Origin of the sequence: Microcystis sp. M_OC_Ca_00000000_C217Col (genome assembly GCF_007095585.1) — a bacterium.
In the GTDB taxonomy this organism is placed as follows: domain Bacteria; phylum Cyanobacteriota; class Cyanobacteriia; order Cyanobacteriales; family Microcystaceae; genus Microcystis; species Microcystis panniformis.
Map to the genome: position 1 here is coordinate 1 of NZ_SFBV01000262.1, position 4,411 is coordinate 4,411.

Here is a 4,411-nt window from a genome sequence, read left to right on the forward strand (position 1 = left end):
TTCTACTAATGACAGTAGCCTAGTTACTCAGGAGCCGGATACGGCGAAAGTCGTAAGTCCGGTTTTGAAGCAGGGGGTGGGAAGGCGACTTCCTGCTCTACTGTAACGGGTGTGGGGTGGTGGGGTACTGACACCAATTAATTCCCCGCCCTCAAGAAAAAAAATCGCCCTGACGATTAGAATAGAGTTAACTTTCCCCCTCAAGGCTCTGCTCAATTAACTAGATTATGACATCCTCCTATTTTGGTCTAGAAACCGAAGAAAATAAACTAATTAACTCTAATAATCTCTCGTTCGCCGCTTCTCTTGGTATTCACGGCCTAATTTTAGCGATTATCTTACCTAATTTCCTCAATAATCCAGTGCAGGAGCCAAAAAAGGATTTACGCAACGTCAATCTGATTGAATTGAACCCTCTAGAGCAGTCACGTCTTCCCAGTCTTGACTCCTCCCTATCCAGCATACCGGAACTGCCTAACCCCAATTTGTCTTCTTCCTCTTTGCCTCCTCTCCCCCCCATGGATGGTATCCATAACAGCACGTTACCTCCTTTACCCTCGGTTTCTTCCCTTCCCCCTTTACCTTCTTTACCTGCTTTACCTCCCCTCTCCTCCTTACCCTCCGTCAATATCTATTCTCCTCCCGTGGCATCTATTCCCTCTCTGGGTAGATTACCGATTCCTCGCAATTTTCCCACTTCTACCCCCAGTTTACCTAGTCCTCCTTCTGTTCCCACGCTGCCAGAGAATAATAATCTGCCGAGGGAGACTAATAACCAGCAGCTCCGGCCTGAATTCGATCCCTACCAAGATAATCTAACTTTAGATAGATTGCGAAATTCGCCCCGTAGTGCATCGCAACAGGCACAGGAACAATTAAACAATTCCTTGGCCCGCACACCGGAGCCGAATGGTCAATCGCCCATTGATGAACAGCGTCGTCAACAATTAAGGTGGGAAATGCAGGAACGTTTGCGCTCCCTGGAGGCGGATAAAAGCAATACCAGTAACGATGAGGCCAGGAGAAATCTGGTGGATTGGCTGGCCAGAGTCCAAAAAACTAATCCCAATGCCTTAAATGAACTAAATCAGCCGAATCAGGGCAGCGGAGGCATAACTACCGTCAATTTGACCGGTAATTATCCCGCAGCGGCTTGTTCCCGTCAATTAGCGGGGACGGCGGTTTATGGGGTGACGGTGGATGGTCAAGGCCGCCTCAGCAGTGAACCCCAGTTAATTAAAAGTGCTGGCTTCCCGATTTTCAATCAACAGGCAGCTAGGGAAGTGAGATCAATTAGTTTAAAAAATCCCAGTGGTGAGTCGAGAAGCTATCGTGTGCAAGTCAGTTTTGCCCCTAACCCGGAAGTGTGCCGAGGTGCGATCGCTAATCCCCCAAAACCGGAGGGTAGTAACCTCAACACCCGTAACTCCGCCCCCGTAACGCCGGCAATTGAAACCCCGCTTCGTCCTAATCAAACCCCGCAACCGGCCGTTAGTCCCCAACCAGATAACGTCAAGCCGCCCGAAACCACAGGGCCAAATCCAGCCCAAACCCAGCCAGAACCGCCCAAAGAAGCGATAATCGAGGAAAAAGCCCCGGAAACTTCTTCCCAACCCCCCGCTCTCAATCAGACGGAGGTTTCCCCCGCTAGTCCCCCCACTAGCCAAAATCCTCAACCCGTCAGCGAGGAAGCTTTGCCCCCCGGTCCGCCGGCGGAAGCTAAAACTGAACCAGAAAGTTAGGCCTTTTCAGTTATCAGTTATCAGTTATCAGTTATCAGTTATCAGTTATCAGTGATCAGTAATCAGTGATCAGTAATCAGTGATCAGTTATCAGATGTGAGTTTTAAGTTCACTGATTACTGAAAAAAAACTCTCATCTCCCTAGTCAATGATTCGATCCCCCCTGCCCCCCTTGATAAGGGGGGTGCCGATAGGCGGGGGGATCCCCCTTGATAAGGGGGGTGCCGATAGGCGGGGGGATCCCCCTTGATAAGGGGGGTGCCGATCCCCCGGCGGGGGGATCCCCCTTGATAAGGGGGGTGCCGATCCCCCCTTAATCCCCCCTTAATAAGGGGGGCATCTGATAATTTTTAACGGCTACCTACTTATTTTTACTTAAATGATTTCCACTTCCCAGATCCCCGATTCTTTTGTCTCACCTTGCCGTCGCGCCTCGGTTAGTCGTACTACCAAAGAAACCGATGTAGAGGTGACGATCGATCTTGATGGTAGCGGCAATTGTCGCGCCCAGACAGGAATTCCCTTTCTTGATCATATGTTGGAGCAAATCGCCTCCCACGCCGCGATCGATCTCGATGTGCGTGCCACCGGAGATCTAGAAATTGATGACCATCACACCAATGAAGACGTGGGAATCACCCTCGGACAAGCTTTACTGCAAGCTTTAGGCGACAAAAAAGGCATCGTCCGTTTCGGGCATTTTGTCGCCCCTCTCGATGAAGCTTTAGTGCAGGTTGCCCTCGATTTTTCCGGTCGTCCCCACCTCAGTTATGGTCTAGAAATTCCCACCCAAAGAGTGGGAACCTACGATACTCAGCTAGTGCGGGAATTTTTTGTCGCTTTGGTCAATCACAGTCAAATGACCCTACATATTCGCCAATTAGACGGGATTAATTCCCATCATATTATTGAGGCTACTTTTAAAGCTTTTGCCCGGGCGATGAGTATGGCCATAGCGATCGATCCCCGTCGCGCCGGTATAATTCCCAGTTCTAAGGGAGTTTTATAGAAGCGCTGCTTAACCCGAATTAACGTTAGCTTAGAAGCCCATAATTTGAGCCACTTGGGTTAATTCGGGAGCAATCCCAGATTTTAGTTGGTTATTGCTGTGTTTTACCGCCGAATCTGGGTCTTTTAGGCCATTTCCCGTTAAAACACACACTACGGTGGCCCCATCGGGAACCTGTTGATGCACTTTTAATAATCCTGCCACAGAAGCGGCGCTGGCTGGTTCACAGAAAACCCCCTCTTGGCCTCCTAAAATCCGATAGGCTGCCAATATCTCCTCATCGCTGACCGCGTGAAATTGCCCTTGACTAGCGTGACTAGCGGCCCAAGCTTTTTCCCAGTTAGCGGGGTTGCCGATACGGATAGCCGTGGCTAGGGTTTCGGGATGGTCAACCGGTTGTTTAGAGATAAAAGGGGCAGCCCCGGCGGCCTGAAAACCCATCATCTTCGGCAGTCGGTCACATTTGCCTATCTGGTGATACTGACAGAATCCCATCCAATAGGCGCTAATATTGCCCGCATTACCCACGGGAATACATAACCAGTCGGGGGCATTACCCAAGACATCGACAATCTCGAAAGCGGCGGTTTTTTGACCCTCTAAACGGTAGGGATTGACGGAATTGACTAAAGTTACGGGATAATTTTCTGATAGTTGGCGGACAATCTTGAGGGCATCATCGAAGTTGCCATTAATAGCGATGACTTCCGCTCCGTACAATAAAGCCTGGGCTAATTTTCCTAAGGCCACATAACCATCGGGGATAATCACAAAAGCCCGCATCCCCGCACGTCTTGCATAGGCTGCCGCCGCCGCCGAGGTGTTCCCAGTACTGGCACAAATCACCGCTTTTGCCCCTTCTTCCTTAGCTTTCGAGATGGCCATGGTCATGCCCCGGTCTTTAAAGCTGCCGGTGGGATTTAAGCCATCATATTTGACAAAAACCTTGACATCGCGCCCGATTTGTGCTGAGAGATAGGGGGCGGGGATCAGGGGTGTATTGCCTTCTAGGAGGGTAATTACAGGGGTTTTACTGCTTACGGGCAGAAATTGGCGATATTCTTCGATCAAACCGCGCCAGCCGCCGATAGACGATGATTTAGTGGGTGATTGGGGGATCGATCGAGAAATAATTGTCATAGCCTTAAGGATACAGATTTGATTAGATGGCCTAATTTCCTATTTTATCGAATAAGCAGGCCAAAAAATTAATCTCGATCGCCCGATTGGGATTCATGGGGTCTAAAACAGGGATGCGGGAAGATAAAAGGCAGTAACAGCCAATAAATGGACTTTTAAGCAAAAAATAATTATTTTATCGCTATAAATCTGATTTTTTGCCCTTTTTTCTTTCAAAAGTTGATTTAATTAGCTGGTTATAATTAAATTGAAGATGGCTCCCCCCTTAATCCCTTGATAAGGGGGGTTTGATCCCCCCTGCCCCCCTTGATAAGGGGGGTGCCGAATAGTAGGGTTGATTCATGAATCAACCCTACCTTGAGGGGGTTTGATCCCCCCTGCCCCCCTTGATAAGGGGGGTTTGATCCCCCCTGCCCCCCTTGATAAGGGTAGGGTTGATTCATTTAAATTAAGTACAGCTAATTTTGAGTCAATAAATTTGACTGAAGATTCTCAAGTTTATCTTTTTCTAATCAAAATA

The 4,411-nt window shown here is 48.9% G+C and carries 3 protein-coding genes; 2 read left to right on the forward strand and 1 reads right to left on the reverse strand.

Annotated features, from left to right (window positions below):
* Nucleotides 1–227: 227 nt before the first annotated feature.
* On the forward strand, nucleotides 228–1,742 hold the full coding sequence (locus EWV66_RS16240) for a TonB family protein (protein ID WP_287108591.1): 1,515 nt from the start codon (nucleotides 228–230) through the stop codon (nucleotides 1,740–1,742).
* 379 nt (nucleotides 1,743–2,121) lie between these two features.
* Nucleotides 2,122–2,751 (forward strand): imidazoleglycerol-phosphate dehydratase HisB, encoded by a 630-nt coding sequence (gene hisB / locus EWV66_RS16245; RefSeq protein WP_287108592.1) that lies wholly within the window; start codon nucleotides 2,122–2,124, stop codon nucleotides 2,749–2,751.
* A 30-nt stretch (nucleotides 2,752–2,781) separates the two neighbouring features.
* Here hisB and thrC read toward each other — a convergent pair whose 3' ends face one another.
* On the reverse strand, nucleotides 2,782–3,891 hold the full coding sequence (gene thrC, locus EWV66_RS16250) for a threonine synthase (protein ID WP_002745674.1): 1,110 nt from the start codon (nucleotides 3,889–3,891) through the stop codon (nucleotides 2,782–2,784).
* Between the last annotated feature and the right edge of the window lie 520 nt (nucleotides 3,892–4,411).

Coding starts and splice junctions, on each gene's coding strand:
- EWV66_RS16240 (WP_287108591.1), top strand. CDS start 228: ATGACATCCTCCTATTTTGGTCTAGAAACCGAAGAAAATAAACTAATT.
- hisB (WP_287108592.1), top strand. CDS start 2,122: ATGATTTCCACTTCCCAGATCCCCGATTCTTTTGTCTCACCTTGCCGT.
- thrC (WP_002745674.1), bottom strand. CDS start 3,891: ATGACAATTATTTCTCGATCGATCCCCCAATCACCCACTAAATCATCG.